This window comes from Bradyrhizobium manausense (assembly GCF_018131105.1).
GTDB lineage: Bacteria > Pseudomonadota > Alphaproteobacteria > Rhizobiales > Xanthobacteraceae > Bradyrhizobium > Bradyrhizobium manausense_B.
In genome coordinates this window covers 3,123,328-3,140,235 of sequence record NZ_JAFCJI010000001.1, presented here as the reverse complement: position 1 = coordinate 3,140,235, position 16,908 = coordinate 3,123,328, and the positions used below count along the sequence as shown (strand labels likewise).

The 16,908-nt window shown below is 63.6% G+C and carries 17 protein-coding genes; 13 read left to right on the top strand and 4 right to left on the bottom strand.

Features of this window, described 5'->3' with window-relative positions; translation table 11 throughout:
- Window positions 1-7: 7 nt before the first annotated feature.
- Window positions 8-1,507: a DUF4153 domain-containing protein gene (locus tag JQ631_RS15030; protein WP_212327272.1), complete on the bottom strand. Its 1,500-nt coding sequence runs from the start codon at window positions 1,505-1,507 to the stop codon at window positions 8-10.
- Between the two features lie 189 nt (window positions 1,508-1,696).
- Here JQ631_RS15030 and JQ631_RS15025 point away from each other — a divergent pair, with 189 nt between their 5' ends.
- Window positions 1,697-3,028 carry a glycoside hydrolase family 3 N-terminal domain-containing protein gene (locus JQ631_RS15025; RefSeq protein WP_212327270.1) on the top strand — a complete coding sequence of 444 codons (1,332 nt, stop codon included), beginning with the start codon at window positions 1,697-1,699 and terminating at the stop codon, window positions 3,026-3,028.
- Window positions 3,029-3,063: 35 nt separating this feature from the next.
- Here JQ631_RS15025 and JQ631_RS15020 read toward each other — a convergent pair whose 3' ends face one another.
- On the bottom strand, window positions 3,064-3,672 hold the full coding sequence (locus tag JQ631_RS15020) for a TetR/AcrR family transcriptional regulator (protein WP_212327268.1): 609 nt from the start codon (window positions 3,670-3,672) through the stop codon (window positions 3,064-3,066).
- A 101-nt stretch (window positions 3,673-3,773) separates the two neighbouring features.
- Here JQ631_RS15020 and JQ631_RS15015 point away from each other — a divergent pair, with 101 nt between their 5' ends.
- From JQ631_RS15015 to JQ631_RS14980, 8 genes are all read left to right on the top strand, one after another.
- On the top strand, window positions 3,774-4,469 hold the full coding sequence (locus JQ631_RS15015; RefSeq protein ID WP_212327266.1) for a PspA/IM30 family protein: 696 nt from the start codon (window positions 3,774-3,776) through the stop codon (window positions 4,467-4,469).
- 40 nt (window positions 4,470-4,509) lie between these two features.
- Window positions 4,510-4,785 carry a YiaA/YiaB family inner membrane protein gene (locus JQ631_RS15010; protein WP_212327264.1) on the top strand — a complete coding sequence of 92 codons (276 nt, stop codon included), beginning with the start codon at window positions 4,510-4,512 and terminating at the stop codon, window positions 4,783-4,785.
- 180 nt (window positions 4,786-4,965) lie between these two features.
- The gene (locus tag JQ631_RS15005; protein WP_212327262.1) at window positions 4,966-5,991 is read left to right on the top strand and encodes a hypothetical protein; all 1,026 of its coding nucleotides are present in this window, start codon (window positions 4,966-4,968) and stop codon (window positions 5,989-5,991) included.
- Window positions 5,988-7,205 carry a hypothetical protein gene (locus JQ631_RS15000; RefSeq protein WP_212327260.1) on the top strand — a complete coding sequence of 406 codons (1,218 nt, stop codon included), beginning with the start codon at window positions 5,988-5,990 and terminating at the stop codon, window positions 7,203-7,205. Before JQ631_RS15005 ends, JQ631_RS15000 begins: the two co-directional genes overlap by 4 nt.
- A gap of 140 nt (window positions 7,206-7,345) precedes the next feature.
- A complete protein-coding gene (locus JQ631_RS14995; RefSeq protein ID WP_212327258.1) occupies window positions 7,346-8,407 on the top strand; it encodes an amidohydrolase family protein in 1,062 nt (353 codons plus the stop codon).
- Window positions 8,408-8,421: 14 nt separating this feature from the next.
- Window positions 8,422-9,534: an amidohydrolase family protein gene (locus JQ631_RS14990; RefSeq protein ID WP_212327257.1), complete on the top strand. Its 1,113-nt coding sequence runs from the start codon at window positions 8,422-8,424 to the stop codon at window positions 9,532-9,534.
- 7 nt (window positions 9,535-9,541) lie between these two features.
- On the top strand, window positions 9,542-9,955 hold the full coding sequence (locus tag JQ631_RS14985; protein WP_212327256.1) for a Rieske (2Fe-2S) protein: 414 nt from the start codon (window positions 9,542-9,544) through the stop codon (window positions 9,953-9,955).
- Between the two features lie 73 nt (window positions 9,956-10,028).
- Window positions 10,029-10,235 carry a hypothetical protein gene (locus tag JQ631_RS14980; RefSeq protein WP_212327255.1) on the top strand — a complete coding sequence of 69 codons (207 nt, stop codon included), beginning with the start codon at window positions 10,029-10,031 and terminating at the stop codon, window positions 10,233-10,235.
- 8 nt (window positions 10,236-10,243) lie between these two features.
- On the opposite strand, the gene JQ631_RS14975 is transcribed toward JQ631_RS14980, so the two are convergent.
- Entirely contained in the window at window positions 10,244-11,089 is an 846-nt protein-coding gene (locus tag JQ631_RS14975) for an SDR family NAD(P)-dependent oxidoreductase (protein WP_212327254.1), read from the bottom strand.
- A gap of 184 nt (window positions 11,090-11,273) precedes the next feature.
- On the opposite strand from JQ631_RS14975, the gene JQ631_RS14970 reads away from it, so the two are divergent.
- From JQ631_RS14970 to JQ631_RS14960, 3 genes are all read left to right on the top strand, one after another.
- Complete coding sequence (locus JQ631_RS14970; protein ID WP_212327253.1) at window positions 11,274-12,770, top strand: aldehyde dehydrogenase family protein; 1,497 nt, start codon at window positions 11,274-11,276, stop codon at window positions 12,768-12,770.
- Between the two features lie 116 nt (window positions 12,771-12,886).
- Window positions 12,887-14,014, top strand: a complete 1,128-nt coding sequence (locus tag JQ631_RS14965; protein ID WP_212327251.1) for an alkene reductase — start codon at window positions 12,887-12,889, stop codon at window positions 14,012-14,014.
- Window positions 14,015-14,170: 156 nt separating this feature from the next.
- Window positions 14,171-14,677 (top strand): GFA family protein, encoded by a 507-nt coding sequence (locus JQ631_RS14960; RefSeq protein WP_212327249.1) that lies wholly within the window; start codon window positions 14,171-14,173, stop codon window positions 14,675-14,677.
- On the opposite strand, the gene JQ631_RS14955 is transcribed toward JQ631_RS14960, so the two are convergent.
- Window positions 14,631-15,086, bottom strand: a complete 456-nt coding sequence (locus tag JQ631_RS14955) for a TfoX/Sxy family protein (RefSeq protein ID WP_212327247.1) — start codon at window positions 15,084-15,086, stop codon at window positions 14,631-14,633. The two genes, JQ631_RS14960 and JQ631_RS14955, sit on opposite strands and share 47 nt — an antisense overlap.
- A gap of 156 nt (window positions 15,087-15,242) precedes the next feature.
- Here JQ631_RS14955 and JQ631_RS14950 point away from each other — a divergent pair, with 156 nt between their 5' ends.
- Window positions 15,243-16,904: a thiamine pyrophosphate-binding protein gene (locus tag JQ631_RS14950; RefSeq protein ID WP_212327245.1), complete on the top strand. Its 1,662-nt coding sequence runs from the start codon at window positions 15,243-15,245 to the stop codon at window positions 16,902-16,904.
- Window positions 16,905-16,908 lie beyond the last annotated feature (4 nt).

Below are 16,908 nucleotides of genomic sequence, written 5' to 3'. Positions count from 1 at the left end.
TCTCCGCTCACCCGGCCGGCTGACTGCTGGCCTGGCCTCTCGCCTCGGCCTCCAGCCTGCGTTGCAGCCGCCAGCTCCGAAAGCCCCAGGCACGCCAGGCCATGTCCAGACGTTGAGTTTCTATAAGCCGATCGTGGCATCCAACAAGGGCGCTGTCGGTACGAATCTGCATCATCCTCTCGATGGCCGGTAGGGCCTGCGGTCCGAGTTGCGCGAGATAGCGGGTATCGATCGGCATGCCCTTGCCCGAAATCTCGCGGCTATGGGCAACATTATAGTCTGCAATGAACGCGTCGAAGTTCACCAGCGAGCAGCTATAGAGCACGACCGTTAACGCCAACAGATTGGCGCCGACAAGCCACCGGTTGGACCGGCTAAGTACGATACGGGCGACGATCAGGATCAACCCCAACGCCACCAGCCCCATCCAGATGAAGGCGGCGATGCGCCAATAGGTCAGCATGTAAATGTCGACGTAAAGGTCGAGGCGGAGGATCGAGGAGGCGACCAGCAGCACGTTCTGCCCCACCCAGAGATAAACCAGCGGACGGATCACCGTCGACTTCTCGGCCGGACCGCCCGGGCGCATCGCAACCAGCACGAAGGCGGCGGCGAGCAGCGTGGTTGCGATCAGCGGATAGGCGCCCCGGTGAGCGTAAGCGGCATAAGTCATGTTGGCGGGCAGCGCCACATGGCCCCAGAGGTACAGCCCGTCGAGAACGGACTGCGCCGCGAACAGCAGGTTGAACAGGATGAGCGACCGCAGGATCGTCGACGGCCCGAGGAATTCGGCCGGGACGAGGGACGGGAGCGGTGGCGGCACGTGGGCATTGTCGACATCTGTGGTGACGACCTTCCTGCGCCGCCAGCGCACATGGATGAACGGCCAAACCAGTGCCAGCATCATGCTCCAGAACAGCACGCGCGGAATGCTGACATAGTCGAGAATGACTTTTGGATTGAGCAGGGACACCCACTGCTCGATCACTGGATTGGCCGCAGCGAACAGTGCGACGAAAACGGTGCCAAGCGCTGCTGGCAGCAGCCAGAGTGCGATGCCGCGGGTGAAGGCCGACATGCTGAAGATCTGGAGTGCCTCGAGAAAGAACCTGAAGGGACCAAACAGCACAAAGTTGCGCAGCGCACGAAGCCTGTCCGCGAGGCCGGTCGTCTCCGGATTGGTCGCGATCAGCAGGGCTACGAGCAATGCGGCGACGAGGATCAGGAAGGACAGCGTGTTGAGTTCCTCGATGGCCGGCACGAGGCCTGCGACCATGATGGCTGCGCTGATCACGGCGCGTCGGCGATTGAAGGCAGCATGATTGAACGACACCGACACGCAGGCCAACGCGATCGCAAAGAGTGAGAACGATAACCCGATCCGCTCGCCATAGAACAACCAGTTGCCGAGTGCGGCCAGCGCCAGGGCGAGGCCGACCTTGGCCGGAATCGAGGAATGCCTGCTCGGCTGGAAGTCCGCTGCTATCGTCGTAGCAAGGCTCGTCATGTGCAGATGACCTTTCGTGATGGGTGGCGCCACGAAATCTGCACGGCCCTCGTGCAAAAACCGGGATCAATGTCTGCATGGTTTCAGGAGTCTTTTGCAGATTTCGTGCAGGCGCACCTTTGGCTCTCGCGCAGCGCAAATCGCTTTGATAGGTGCGAAGCATCCGCCACTCCCCGGACGTGATGCATCATGCAATTCCTCCGCCGTATCGGCCTCATCCTGCTCTGGTCTGCCGCGCCTCTCGTTGCATTCGCGGCCGCAAACAAGAACGATCCTTATCTGGTCCCGCTGCGCGGCGCTGGAAACATCGCGCTCGTCGTCGCCAGCATCGCGATTGCTATCCTGCTGCTTCGCCGCGGGCGCTGGCACAGTCTCCCCGGCAAACTGCTCGTCATGCTCTGGTGCCTGCCGCCGATGCTGATGGCGGTGGCGCAAGTCAGCTTCGAACTGCGCAAGCACGATGTGCTCGGCGCAAGCGTGACCGAAGCGCGCCAGCTCGGGCCGCACTTCATGGTCGGCTATTCCTCCTTTCCCGAGGTCGCGCGTTTGGCCGGGCAGGGATTGATCGGCGGCATCTACGTCACCCGCCACAACATCCGTGGCCGCAGCGTCGATGCGCTACGGGCAGAGATTGCATCGCTTCAGGACACGCGGCGCGCCGCCGGTCTGCCGCCGCTCATCGTTGCTACGGACCAGGAGGGAGGTATCGTCGAGCATCTCTCGCCGCCGCTGACCAAGGTGCCGGCACTGGCGACCCTCGTCGGACTTGCGCCTGACGACCAGCAGGCCAGGGCGGAAGAGTTCGGCCGCATCCACGGTCGCGAGCTCGCTCGCCTTGGCGTCAACCTCAATCTCGCGCCGGTGCTCGATCTCAAGCCGCCGCAGCGGCGTAACCGCCTCGATTTCCACACGTTGATCGGCCAGCGCGCGATTGCCACCGATCCGGCTGTCGTCAGCACGATCGCCACTGCCTACGTGCGTGGACTCGAAGAGTCCGGTGTCGGCGCAACGCTCAAGCATTTTCCAGGCATCGGCCGCGTGCGCACGGATACCCATCATTTCAGCGCCGACCTCAACACACCGGTCAGGGAGCTGGAAGCGACCGATTGGCTGCCGTTTCGCGAAGTGCTGTCGCAGTCACACAGCGCGCTCATGGTCGGCCATGTCACGCTCACCGCCGTCGATCCCGATCACGCGGCCTCGCATTCGAAGCGCGTCGTCGATGGCATCATACGCGATGCCTGGAAATACCAGGGCATCGTGATGACCGACGACCTCGTGATGGGCGCGATCTACCAGCATGACCTCTGCAAGGCGGTGATCGAGGCCATCAACGCCGGCGTCGATCTGCTGCTGGTTGCCTATGACGGTGCGCAATTCTACCGGATCTTTGGATGCGCGCTCGACGGGGTGCGGCAGGACAAGCTCGATGCGGCGATGCTCCGCGCGAGTGCTGCGCGGCTAGAGCGGTCTCTTTCGGCCCGGCGCATGATGAGTCCGACCGTGGCCGTGTCGGATTGAAGGATGGCAACACGGAGAGATTACCGTCGTCCGGCTCACGCTGCTCGCGCGATCAATCCGTCGATCATCGCGCGCACGAGGCCCGCGATTTCCTTGCGCAGTGCCGGCAGCGGCACGGCGACCAGCTTCTGCTCCAGTCCGAGCGCCACCATGCCGTGCACCGCCGAGAACAGGCTGCGCGCGGTGATACCGAGCTCCTCGGCACCTCGTTTGGGAAACAGCGCGGTGAGCGGCACATAGATGTGCCTGAACAGCTGCATCTGGTCCTCGATCGACCAGTCGGGGACGATCTTGTCGGCTTCCATGCGATGCTCGAACAGCGCGCGCCAGAGCTCGAGATTTTCCGCGGCGAAATCGCAATAGGCAATCGCGATGCGTACCAGCGTCTCCTGCGGGGAAGGCCCGTCCGCGCCTTCCGCCGCGCTCAGCGCCGCATCGAGCCGCAGCAGCGTGCGCGAGCCGACCCGCAGGATCAGCTCGTCGACATCAGCGACGAGATTATAGACTGCACCATTGGCGCAACCGATCTCGCGGGCGAGATCGCGGGTTTTCAGGCCAGCCAATCCGCGGGTGGCGATCATCTGCTCCGCCGCCAGGATCAGGTCGCTCCGAAGTTTCTCTCGGCGTTCCAAGGCTTTAGTCATCCGTTAACCATAATTGTGAGCGTTGCTCAAATTTTTCTTGAGCGATGCTCAAGATATGCTACAAAGCGTTTGTGAGCAATGCTCATAACAGGGAGCAGCCAATGTTCAAGACCGTAGTCACACTTTTCCGCGGCAGCGTGGCCGCCGCCGGCGAGGAGCTGGAGGACCGCACTGCCCTTTTGATCCTCGACCAGCAGATGCGCGATGCGGCCGCTGCCGTCGAGCGCAGCAAGCGGACGCTGGCGCTGGCGATTGCGCAGGACCAGCAGGAAGGCCGCAGGCTCGAAGCGACCGTCGCCCGCATCGCGGATCTCGAAATCCGCGCGGTTTCGGCACTCGATGGCGGCCGCGAGGATCTCGCCAGGGATGCGGCCGAAGCGATCGCGGGCTTGGAGGCCGATCGTGATGCAGCGATGACGGCACGCGCGCTGTTCGCGACCGAGATCGCCCGGCTGAAGCGGCATGTCGCGAATGCGCAGGCGCGTATCACCGAGCTCGATCGCGGTCGTCGTGTCGCCCGTGCCTCGGAAGCGGTGCGCTCGCTTCGCCGCAGCGGCATCGAGGCAGCCCGTCCCTACGAATCCACGTTGCCGGAAGCCGAGAGCACCTTGCGGCGCCTGCGTGATCGTCAGATCGAAGCCCAGGCCGCCGATGACGCGCTAGTCGAACTCGATGCGGCCACCGGTCCGCTCGCCACCGCCGAGAAACTCGCCGAGCAGGGCTTCGGCCCCCGGCTCAAGACAACCGCGGACGATGTCTTGGCGCGGTTGAAGTCCAAGCGCGCACCGACTGCCTGATTTCAAACCTCATCATCATCAAAACCAACAGGAGACAACCATGAACCAGAACGGCCAACCCCACAGCGGCGCCTGGGTGACCTTCACTTATGCGTCCTTCGCAGCATCCGCTTTCCTCGTTTCCCTCGGCGTTTTCTTCCTGCCGATTGACCTCTGGATGAAGGGCTACCTCACCATGGGCATCGTGATGCTGATCCAGACCTGCGTCACCCTGACCAAAACTGTGCGTGACAATCACGAAAGCAGCCGGATGGTGAACCGCATCGAGGACGCCAAGGCCGAGCGGTTGCTGATGGAAGTCTCCAAGGCCGCTTGAGCGGAGAACATGTCGGAGTGGGGCGGCGGATGCAGGAGCATTCGCCGCTCTCCCGCGTTTCCGCTCATTTGCCACGACGGCCGAAAGATATCCTTTACCCTGCAACCGGCGAGCGAAATGAGACTCATCGCTCTTTAATCGCCTTGCGCGAGAAACGTCTCCGACCACGGGCAGGCGGACATGTCAGAGGCTGGGAGCAAACGAAGCTGGCAACATCTGCGCGAGGTCGCCGGACGACTGCCCGGTTATGCATCGTTCTGGCTCAAGGCTTTTGCGCAGCCGGCCATCGATCTTGCATTACGCACCCATCCCGGGCACGTGACCCGCATCGTCGAAAGTCCCGGCTTGTCGCTTTCGCATGATGAGCTGGACCATCTGGTTGCGCAGCTCCGTACAGTCGCGGCCAAGACGCTTCCGGCGGACGAACTGACCTACGGCATCTTCTCCGGCGAGCGTGAGCGTCTCTCCCGCGCGATCGTCACCTTGATCTCCGAGGAAGACAGCGGACGTCCGATCGCGTTCAACGCGCTGTCGGTCATGCAGGTCGAGCTCGACGGCGCGTCCACCGACGTGACCCATCTCGGGCTCGTGATGGTCGATCCTGATGCGCGCGGGCAGGGGTTGTCCTGGGTGCTCTACGGCCTGACCACGCTGGTGCTCTTCCTGCGCGACGGTCTGCGCCCGCGCTGGATCTCCAATGTCACCCAGGTGCCAAGCGTGGTCGGCATGGTCAGCGAGACCTTCTCTGATGTTTATCCGTCGCCGCGCCCGGAAGCGCGGCAGAGTTTTGCGCATCTTCAACTCGCTCGTGGCATCATACGGCAACATCGAAGCGTGTTCGGCGTTGGCGACGACGCCGGTTTCGACGAGAGCCGTTTTGTCATCACGGCTGCCTATACCGGCGGGTCCGATGCGCTGAAGAAGACGTTCGATGAGGCGCCGAAACATCGCGATTCCCGGTACGCCGACTTCTGCGCCCGTGAGCTGAACTATGAACGCGGCGACGATGTTCTCCAGATCGGCCGCATCGATCTCGCCGCTGCGCGCGCCTATCTGTTCGAGCAGGTTCCGCACCGCTCGCTGCCCGGCCTGCTGGTTGCCTCCCTCCTCCTGGGATTGCAGCGGCTGGTACTGCCGGTCTTGCACTGGCTCGATGATGACAGGATTTTTGGCACGTTGCGGCCTCGGCAGGAGCGCGGCCGATGACATCCGCCGTGGTTGCCAACACGATCGTCAATGTCTGCGGCGTCATCGGGCTCGTCGTTGCGATGCTCGCGCTCCACCGCCGGGACGCGCGGAGCCCCCTCACTGGACGATTCCTGATTGCGCTCGGTATCGTCGCGCTGCTCTTCCTGCTACGAAGCGCGGCGTGGCTGAGCGGCAGTAGCTTGCTCGATGACCTCTCTGTGATCCCCGCCGCCGCCATTCCTTTCGGCGCATTGATCGTGACCGAGGGCATGCTGCGGCGACACGCACCGCGTGCCATCAAGCTTGCGGTGATCATCGGTGCCGTCGTGCTCGGCTTCGGCGGCGCCCTGGGCCTCGGGCATTTCGACACGCCTTACGCCGTTGCGCTGGCGTTGTTTCAACTCGGGGGCTTTGCGGCTTGCGCCATCCTGCTCGCAAGCCGGGACCGTCTTTCGCTGATGGCCTCGGAGAACCGCGGCATTGACCGCATGACCATCGGCGCAGTCATCGTGCTGCCTTTCATCGTTACCGATTTCAGCGCGCTAAAGCCTGATATGCCGGTCAAGCTGGGCGCCCTCGGCGCGCTGCTCGTGGTCACCGCAGTCCTGATCGCCGGCAGCAGCGGCGAAGCGCGCTGGCACGCGGTGCTGCTCACCGTGCTCCGGCTGGTGAGCTCGGCGCTACTCGGGCTCGCTGCGGCCTTCGTTGCCGCTGATGTCGACGCCGCGCAGGTCGCGCGCTTCTGCGCCATCGCCGTATCAGGTGTGCTGGCGATCGGTCTCATGACCGATACTCTGCGCTCCTACCTCGAATCACGTGCGCCGGGCGTGCTGAGCACAGTCGCGATTTCGCCGGCGACCACGCGCGACCAGCTCATCGCGGAATTGCTGCGCCATCCGTTGTTCGAGAGCGCAAGGCGTTATCGCGAGGATGATCTCGCGGCTTACGATCCGCTTCTGTTGCGCAATCGTCTCACGAACCACCGCGTGCTGCGGCGCGCCGATGCACCGTGGGGCCATCCGCTAATCGACCCTGCCGTGGAGCGGCTGGCGTCGCTGCTGGCCGCGGCCAACGCGACCCATCTCGTGGTGCTCTCATCCGACCCGGTCGATATCCTCGCGCTCGCGGTTCCCGTGACGTCGGCCGATCCCGCCACCGAGACTGCGATCGCGCTGGTGCAGCGGCTTCTGATCATGGCGGATGATACTGCACGTCGCGCGATGATCGCCTGACCTGATATCGCGCCTGCGAAATGCAACCGAGCCATGACGGATCGCGCGTGCCTGCGCCCTTGCGCGTCGGCACCTGGCGGAGCACTCTGCCGAGGCGGTCGGCAAGAACGCCGCCAACAAGGATTGTGCGAGGAAGCTCCATGGCGGTGACGCGGATCGACTGCGATATCCACCCGGCGGTCGGTGGCACGCGCACGACGCTGCTGCCTTATCTGAACGATCACTGGAAAGAGCAGGTGGTGAGCCGCGCGATTGACGGCCTCGATCTTACCTCCTATCCGCCGAGCATGCCGTTCTCGGGCCGCGCCGACTGGCGGCCATCCAACGGCGCCAAGCCGGGCTCTGATCTGGCGATGGTACAGAAGGGCGCCTTCGACCAGTTGGGCGCAAGCCACGCGATTCTCAACGTGCTCTACGGCGCGCAGGCCGTGTTCGATTCCTACATGGCGGCGGACTTCTGCAAGGCAATCAACGACTGGATCGCCGCCGAATGGCTGTCGCGTGACCCACGCCTCCGGGCCTCGATCGTCGTGCCGATGCAGGCGCCTGATCTGGCGATCGAGGAGATCGAGCGCCGCGCGGGCGACAATCGCTTCGTTTCGATTTTGGTCTTGGCGCAAGGCGAGACGCTGCTGGGCCGGCGCCACTTCTGGCCGGTCTACCAGCTCGCCGAAAAGTACAAGCTGCCGCTCGCAATCCATGCCGGCACGCAATACCGGCAGGCACCGAGCTCGGCCGGCTGGCCGTCGCACCGCTACGAGTATTATTTCGTCGAGGCTCAGGCATTTCAGGCGCAGATATTGAGCCTGATCTACGAGGGCGTGTTCGGCAAATACCCTGACCTCAAGGTCGTGCTGATGGAATCCGGCGTGAGCTGGCTGCCGGCCTTCATGTGGCGCGCCAACAAGACCTGGCGCGGCGTCCGCGTCGAGGTGCCCTGGGTCGAGCGCGAGCCCGCGGCGATCATCCGCGACAATTTCCGCGTCACCATGCAACCGTTCGATGCGCCTGGCGATGCCAAAAGCGTCGAGGAGATCATCGACCAGATCGGCTCCGACAAGATGTTCCTGTTCGCGTCCGACTATCCGCATTGGCAGTTCGACGGTGACGATCCGATCCCGCCGCATCTGCCGAAGAGCATCATCGACAAGATGTGCGTCGACAATCCGCTGGAGACGTTTCCGCGGCTGTCGCTCAACTAGTTCAGGAGGTTCGCATGAGTGAAGTCATCGACCGTCCGCTGCGTGACGACGAGAAGCCGGCTGCCTCGCGGCTGCGCATCGTCGATTGCGACGTGCATCCGAGCCTGAGATCGACGGACGATCTCAACGACTTCCTGCCGAAGCGATGGCAGCAGCATCTGAAGGAATACCGCAGCCATCTGCGCACGCCCTATCTCTTCACCACGCCGTATCCGCGCTCCTCGCCGCTGATCGCGCGGCGCGATGCCTGGCCGCCGACCGGCGGGCCGCCCGGTTCCGATCTCGCGTTTATGCAGAAGCAGCATCTCGATCCGCTCGATGTCGAGTTCGGCATTCTGCAAGTGCTCGATCTCTTCATCTTCTCGCAGCAGAATCTCGAATTCGGCGCGGCGATCCAGCGTGCTATCAACGACTGGCAGCTGGCCTTCTGGTCGCATCGCGATCCGCGCCTGAAGGCTTCAATTCTGGTCGGACAGGATGGGGTCGATCTTGCGATCGCCGAGATCGAGCGCTGCGCCAAAATCGGCGAATATATCCAGATCAACGTCTCGCCGCGCGCAAATGAGCCTCTCGGACGCCGCCGCTACTGGCCGATCTACGAGCGCGCCCAGGCGCTCGACCTGCCGCTCGGCATTCATGTTGGCGGCTATGGCGGGCACGCGCCAACCGGTGGCGGCTGGCCGTCTTATTATGTCGAGGAACACCAGTCCAACGCCCACACCATCGCGGCCCAGCTCGCAAGCCTCGTGATCGAAGGCGTGCCGGAGCGGTTTCCAAAGCTGAAATTCGTCTTTATCGAGGGTGGCTTCGGCTGGATCCCGTCTGCGGTCTGGCGGATGGACCAGCATTTCGAGCGATTCCGCAGCGAGGTCCCGCATCTCAGGCGCAAGCCATCGGAATATGTCCGTGAGAGCTTCTGGTTCACGACCCAGCCGATCGACGAGCCCGACGAGGCGCGTCACCTGCGCTCGTTGATCGAATGGGTCGGCATCGACCGTCTGCTATTTTCGTCGGACTATCCGCACTGGGATTTCGACGACCCGCGCTTCGCCTTCAAGACGCCGCTGACCGAGGCTGAGCGGAAGAAGATCTTCAGCACCAATGCCCGCGCGGTCTACAAGTTCTGAGACGCGCATGGCCCGTCATATCGTTGCGCGCACCAGCGAGATTCCGCCCGGCGGCAACAAGGTCGTCGATGTCGACGGTCGCGATATCGTCGTGTTCCATGTCAACGGCGAGTTCTTCGCGCTGTTGAACCGCTGCCCGCACGAAGGCGCGCCGCTGGAGAAGGCGGCCTGCGTGGCGCGGCTGACTTCGCCCGAGCCCGGCGTGTATGAGCGCTCACGCGTTGGCGAGATGCTGCGCTGCCCTTGGCATGGCTGGGAATTCGACATGCGTAACGGCCAGTCCTGGTTCGACCCGAAACGCTTCAAGATCCGGTCCTATCCGGTTGCGGTGGAGCGCGGCGACGAATTGCAGAAGGGGCCGTATGTCGCTGAGACATTTCCGGTACATGTCGAAGACTCCTATGTGATTGTCGAGGTCTGAGCCGGCATTGCCGATTGAGATTCGATCGCAAGTGCGATATGGCTCTCGCGCTTTCCAGAGGCGGAGACGAGCTTTGTCGAAACAATCCCTGCGTGAAGAGGCTGAGCGCCTGATCCGCGAATCGATGGAAAAGAAGACCATCGTCGTGAAGCAGGGCTCGACCCGTATCGAGGCCGTCTGCGGCAAATGCGGCGCGCCAAACCGGGTTCAGGCGGAAAAAGGCCAGAGCCGCGTCAAGTTCGCCTGCAAGAATTGCGGGCACAAGCAAGAGACGCTCTAGGCTATCGCCTAGCCACCCTTCACGAACTTCGCGAACGCATCCGCGTAGCCTGGATGCCAGCGCGACAGCGGCGGGCGGTTTTCGACGATGTCGCCGGCGGCCCATTGCATGCGTTTCTCGTCGAGGGCGCGGGGCACATCATTGTCCGGGCAGAGAATGTAAAAATCGCCGGCCTCGAGCCGCGCGATCATGAAATCCACGGTCTGCTCCGGCGTCCACGCGCCGGCCGGCTTTTCGGTGCGGCCCTTGGCTGTCAGCCCCGTGAAGACAAAGCCGGGGATCAGCAAATGTGCGCTGATCTGGCAGTCTTTCGTGTTGCGCAACTCGTGCTGAAGCGCCTCTGTAAACGCCTTCACGCCGGCCTTGGATACGTTGTAGGCGGGATCGCCGGGTGGTGTGGTGATGCCTTGCTTCGAGCCGGTGTTGATGATGAGGCCGCACCTGCGGCGCGCGATCATCTGAGGTGCGAAGATGCGCGCGCCGTTGATGATGCCCCACATGTTGACGCCGATGACGCGCTGCCAATTATCGGGCTCGCCGAACAGCGTGCTGCCGGGCTGGATGCCGGCATTGTTCATCAGGATGTCGGTACCGCCAAAGCGATCGCGCACGGCGTGCTCGAGTTCCGTCACGCTCTCGGCCTTGCTGACGTCAACCGCGGACGTCATCACATTCGCTGGCCCTGCGATCGATGACAGTTTTGTTGCGACTTCCGCCAGCCGTCTCCGGTCGACATCGGCGATGCACACTTTCATGCCGGCGCGCGCAAACGCCATGGCGGCGGCCAATCCGATGCCGGATGCACCACCGGTGATCACGGCGACATTGTCTTCGGCGATGGCGGGGTGCGGCATGGATCGTCTCCGGGGGAGGGCTCGGTCGAGCTATAACATGGCGGCCATTCGACCCTGCACAAGTGGCATGGGAGGTCTTCGTTCCGCGCCGACTTTACGCCCTCCGGGCGCCGCTGTATTCTCCTCGACCTAACGATCCCGCCCAGATCGAACCCAATCAATCACCTACCCAGGGAGTGCAGCCATGGCTGTGTCGCAGGCTATTCCGATCACGCGCCATCCGTTTGCGAACGGGTCCTACAAGCAGATGCTGATCGATGGGAAGTGGGTGGACGCTGCCTCAGGCAAGCGCTTCGAGACCCACAATCCCGCCACCGGCGAACTGCTCGCAACTGTCGCTGAAGGAGACAAGGAAGACATCGATCGTGCGGTCACTGCTGCCCGCCGCGCCTTCGAAGGCCCCTGGAGCAAGATCAAGCCGTTCGAGCGGCAGAACCTGCTCCTGAAGCTCGCCGACCTCGTCGAGAAGAATTTCGACGAATTGTCGCAGCTCGACACGCTCGACATGGGCGCGCCGCTCAGCCGCACCCGCGCCTATCGCCTGCGCGCCGTCGGCATGCTGCGCTACTATGCCGGCCAGACCACCGCGATCCACGGCGAGACCATCGAGAACTCGTTGCCGGGCGAGATCTTCTCCTACACGCTGAAGGAGCCCGTCGGTGTCGTCGGCGCCATCATCCCCTGGAACGGCCCGCTCACCGCGACACTCTGGAAGATCGGCCCCGCGATCGCGACCGGCTGCACCGTGGTGCTCAAGCCCGCCGAAGAAGCGCCACTGACCTCGCTGCGCATCGCTGAGCTCGCGATGGAAGCCGGCATTCCGCCCGGCGTCGTCAACGTCGTGCCGGGCTATGGCGAGACCGCGGGTGCGGCGCTCGCTTCGCATCATGATGTCGACAAGGTCGCGTTCACCGGCTCGCATGTGACGGGTCAGTCGATCATCCGCGCCTCCGCCGGCAATCTCAAGCGTGTGTCGCTCGAGCTTGGCGGCAAGTCGCCGGACATCGTGTTCGCCGATGCCGATCTCGATGCGGCGGTTCCCGGTGCCGCGATGGCGGTGTTTGCCAACTCCGGCCAGATCTGCAGCGCCGGCACCCGTCTGTTCGTCGAGCAGTCGGTCTACGAGGAGTTCGTCGGCCGCGTCGCCGAATTCGGCAAGAAGCTGCAAGTCGGCAATGGCCTCGATCCCAACGTGCAGATCGGCCCGCTCGTTTCCGAGGAGCAACTCAAGCGCGTCACCGGCTATCTCGACATCGGCCAGAAGGAAGGTGCGAAGGCGCTGGTTGGTGGTGGCCGCGTCACCGAAGGTGCGCTGTCGAAGGGCTTCTTCGTCTCGCCGACAGTGTTCGCCGGCGTCCAGGACAACATGCGCATCGCGCAGGAGGAGATCTTCGGTCCCGTCATCTCCGCGATCGCATTCAAGGACATGGATGAGCTGGTCAAGCGCGCCAACAATACCACGTTCGGCCTCGGTTCGGGCCTGTGGACGCGCGACGTCAGCAAGGCGCATGCGGTCGCGAAGCGCCTGCGGGCCGGCTCGGTGTGGGTGAATTGCTACCAGGCGATGGACCCGGCCGTGCCGTTCGGTGGCTACAAGATGAGCGGCTACGGCCGCGAGTCCGGCAAGCAGCATGTCGAGGAATATCTCAACGTGAAGGCCGTCTGGATCAAGACGGCCTAGGACCCGATCTCTCCCGCGTTCCGCGCGGGGGAATATCTGCTTTTACGGGGCGGCGCCTTTCCGGCGGCCGCCCCTCGCTATATGATCCGCATCCTTTCAAAGACATCGGGGCCGACATGAAATTCGAAGCGTTGTTCAAACCGTTGCAGGTCGGTCCGTACAAGCTCGCGCATCGCGTCGCGATGGCGCCGCTGACGCGCATGCGCGCCGAGCGCGACAGCTTTGCCCCGCGTCCACTCAACGCCGAATATTACGGCCAACGCGCGACCAAAAATGGCCTGATCATCGCCGAGGCTTCGCCGGTGCTCTCGCAGGGCCGCGGCAATCCGGCGACACCGGGCATCTATTCGGAGGCGCAGATCGCCGGCTGGCGCAAGGTCGTTGACGCCGTACATGCCAAGGGCGGCATCATCTTCCTCCAACTCTGGCATGTCGGCCGGGCCTCGCATTCCTCGTATCACGGCGGCGCAATGCCGGTGTCGGCGTCGGCGATCCCGATCAGGGCCGAAGGCATGAAGGCGATGACCGCGGACGGCAAGCTCGCCGACTACGAGACGCCGCGCGCGCTGGAGACCGACGAGGTCAAGGGCATTGTCGAGGCTTTCCGGCAGGGCGCGAAGAACGCTCTCGCGGCCGGCTTCGACGGTGTCGAGATCCACGGCGCCAACGGCTATCTGCTCGAGCAGTTCCTGCAATCGCGCAGCAACCAACGCACCGATCAATATGGCGGCTCGATCGAGAATCGCACACGCCTGCTGCTTGAAGTGACCCAGGCCGCGATTGATGTCTGGGGCGCGAACCGCGTCGCTGTGCGACTGTCGCCCCACGGCATCGCCAATGATTCCGTCGAGCCTGAACCGATGCCGCTCTACACCCATGTGGTGAAAGCGCTCGACAAGCTCGGCCTTGCCTATCTGCATTTCATCGAGCCGCGCTCGAGCGGCGCAGGCCGCGCCGACGTCCATTGGGAGAACGTTCCCTCGGCGATGGTGCTGTTCCGTCCGCACTACAGCGGCGTGCTGATGACCGCGGGCGGCTTCACCGGTGAAACCGCAAATGCCGCGATCGCCGAGGGACATGCGGACATCATCGCCTTTGGCCGCATTTTCATCTCCAACCCCGATCTGCCGCGGCGGCTTGAGCACGACTATCCGGTCACGCCGTACAACAGGGCGACGTTCTATGGCGGCGAGGAGAAGGGATATACGGACTATCCTGCTTATGACGAGTTGGCGCCGGCGTAGCTCCCTCTGTCATTCCGGGACGACGCAACGCGTCGAGCCCGGAATCCATCTCACGTTTTGGCTTGTCGCCCAATGAATTCCGGGCTCGCGACTTCGTCGCGCCCCGGAATGACGATCGTGTATTGTCCTCCTCGCAATGACGACGGAGAGAGCATCATGGCCAAGGCCGCAGTTGCCGCAGGAACCGCCACCGGCCAGTGCCTCTGCGGCAAGGTTACCTTCGAGATCGACATCCCCGCACGCTGGGCATGGCACGATCACTCCGCCGCCAGCCGCCGCGCCCATGGCGCGGCCTACGCAACCTATGTCGGCAGCTGGAAGAAGCGTTTTCGTATCACCTCCGGCAAGGCCGCGCTGACCCGCTACGAGGACAAGGCGACCAAGACCGCGCGCAGCTTCTGCTCGCATTGCGGTACGCCGATCGCGTACGAACGTCCGCGCGGACCGCACATGGTCAATATCCCGCGCGCCCTCTTCAAGGAGCGCACCGGCCGCCAGCCGCTCTATCACATCGCGATCGAGGAGCTGCAGGAATGGGCCTATACCGGCGAGCCGCTGGTGCCGCTGAAGGGTTTTCCCGGCGTGGTCTGGCAGCGCTCGAAAAAGAAGAAGCGCGCTAGCGGCGAGGACCCTTTCGAGCTTGGCCGCGAGGAGCAGTTTTAGCCGTTGGCTTTGCCTTGGTGGTTGCTTTTGCCTTCGTCTTGTCAGCCGCTTTGCGCGGTGCAGCGTTTTTCGGTTTGGATTCTCGGGGGATCGATGCAACGAAGTCGAGCCCGCGCTTGACCCATCGTTTCAGCTCGGCATCGCTCCGGTAGCCCTCCGGCGCGACACGCACAAATCCGCTCATGACGCGCCCGCGCATTTCCATAGGGCTTGTGTGCGGCTCTTCCAGCATGCGCGCATGGGCCTCGGAGCCGACGCGGATCAGCATCCCGCCGCGTCCACTGACGGTGCAGCACATGGTGTTATCAACCATGAAGCAGAGGCCGCCCATCATCTTCTTCTCGGCCACGTGGCGCTGACCAGCCAGCAATTTGCGCACGCGTGCCGCAGTCACTTCGTCATACGCCATTGTGCTTCCCCCTTGCGGGCTGACGCCTGGGTCAAACGATGTTCCCAGCTTACGCGCGCCAGCGCAAGGCAGCCATGACCGCGCTTCCTTGCGCGTTGCCTCCGACTTCGGCCATCATGCGACCGGCCGTGGCAACGTCCGCGGCACGGAGGAAACATGAAGAACAAGATCACCGGCCGTTCCGCCTTTCTCGCGCTGCTCAAGGACGAGGGCATCACGCATCTGTTCGGCAATCCCGGCACCACCGAGCTGCCGATCATGCATGCGCTGAAGGACCATCCCGACCTCACCTATGTGATGGCGATGCAGGAGAGCCTGGTGGTCGCGATCGCCGATGGCTACAGCCGCGCCTCCGGCAAGCTTGTCGCCTGCAATGTCCATGTCGCACCTGGCCTCGGCAACGCCATGGGCTCGCTTTACAACGCCCAATTCACGGGCACGCCGATGATCTTGACCGCGGGTCAGCAGGAGCAGGGCCACGGCCTGATGGAGCCGGTGCTCTACGGCCCGCTGGTGCGCATGGCCGAGCCGCTGGTGAAATGGGCGGTCGAGGTGACCCGGCTGGAGGATCTGCCGCGCATCGTGCGCCGCGCCGCCAAGGTCGCGATGACGCCGCCGACCGGGCCGGTGTTCATCTCGCTGCCCGGCGACATCCTCAACAGCGAGGCCGGCATCGATCTCGGCCGCTCCACCCGGATCGACGCGCGTACGAAGCCGTCGGAAGAGGCGCTCAAAGCTTTTGCCGCGCGGCTGCTGAAGGCAGAGCGTCCTGTCATCGTCACCATGGACGAGGTGGTCAAGAGCGATGCGCTGAAGGAGGCGGCCGAGCTTGCCGAACTGCTGGGCGCCGCCGCCTACCAGTCTTCGACGCCCTATGGCTCGCACTTTCTTTCCGAGAGCCCGAGCTTCGTCGGCACGCTGGCGCGCGTTCAGAAGATCGCGCGCGACACGCTTGCGCCATATGATCTGCTGATCGCGCTTGGCGGCGATCCCTTGCGGATGTCAGTCTACAGCGAGGTCGATGCGCTGCCTGATGGGCTCGGCATCGTGCAGATCGGCCTTGTCGATTGGGAGATCGCCAAGAACTACGGTGCCGAGATCGCGCTGAAGGCGGATGTGAAGGAAACGTTGCGCGCGTTGATCCCGGTGCTGAAGGAGATGGGCGGCACCGCACTCGCGAACCGCGCGAAACAGCGTCTTGCCGAACTCGCGCCGAAAAACTGGACCTCGCGCCGTGCTGCGCTGGTCGAGCAGATCGGCCAGAGCGCAAGCCGCGCGCCGATCGATCCCGACTATCTCGTGCTGCAGATGGTCGAGGCGATGCCCGATCATGCCATCCTCGTCGACGAAGGCCTCACCTCCAGCCGTCAGGTCACGGCGCTGCGTCCGCACCGTGACCGTTATGGCTATCATGGCCTTGCGTCCGGCGGCATCGGCTGGGGTCTGCCGGCGTCCGTAGGTGCCAGCATCGCCAACCCGGATCGCCCGGTGGTGTGTTTCTCCGGCGATGGCAGCGCGATGTATTCGATCCAGTCGCTGTGGACCGCGGCGCATCACAAGCTGCCGCTCAACGTCGTCATCGCCAACAATGGTGGCTACCGCATCATCAAGCAGCGCCTGCTCGCCTTCCACGGTGACGACAATTACGTTGGCATGGATTTCGTCGATCCGCCGGTGGATTTCGCTGGTGTCGCCAAGGCGCTCGGCTGCGAAGCGATCAAGATCAGCGATCCCCGCGAGCTGAAGGCGACGCTCGCGTCGGCGTTCAATCGGCCGGGGACCAAGCTGATCGAGGTGATGGTTGATGGGAGGGTGTAGGGGA